The following is a 542-nucleotide window of genomic DNA, read 5'->3' on the forward strand; positions in this document are numbered from 1 at the left end:
TTTCCGTCCTTTGGGGTTAAGGTCTTTGAGCGCCCTGATGTGGTGCACTTCGACCTGTTCCGTGGAGCCGCATAGTTCGCAGATCTCGGCCAGGAGTCGTTGGACGAGTTCCGACCGTTTTCCGTTCCGGATGCGTGACGGATGGTTGTTGAGGGGCTGTGGTGTGGCGCCCCGTGCCAGACTGATGCCGCCCCATTGCGCTACCAGCGGCGGTCGTCCGCCATCCCGGTGCACGGTGACCTGAAGGCCACGACGTGGACCGTGCTCGGTGTCGAGTACGGCTCGGTAACGGCGGTAGACCTTCGGGACCGTGGTCCGGTACTTGCGGGCCAGGGTCTTGGTCCAAGCCGGCGAGCCCGTCGCTGGGTGAGGCGCGGGCGCGGGTCGGGTCGGATCCGGTGCGGATGCTGTTCGAGCACGCCGCGGGGCCGGTCGGTGTCGAAGGCCAGGCCGGGGTGTTCCTGCAGGGGCTGCGGCTGGTCCAGATCGACGGGTCGACCTGCGACCTGCCGGACACGGAGAAGAACCGGGCCTTCTTCGGC

At 67.2% G+C, this 542-nt stretch carries 1 protein-coding gene; it reads right to left on the minus strand.

Going from position 1 to position 542, the window contains the following annotated elements; genetic code table 11:
* The coding region (locus AC08OO_RS22390) for an HNH endonuclease (RefSeq protein WP_476611736.1) at positions 1–234 on the minus strand (234 nt) is incomplete at its 3' end.
* Positions 235–542 lie beyond the last annotated feature (308 nt).

It is taken from the genome of Frankia sp. CeCAU1 (assembly GCF_977971845.1).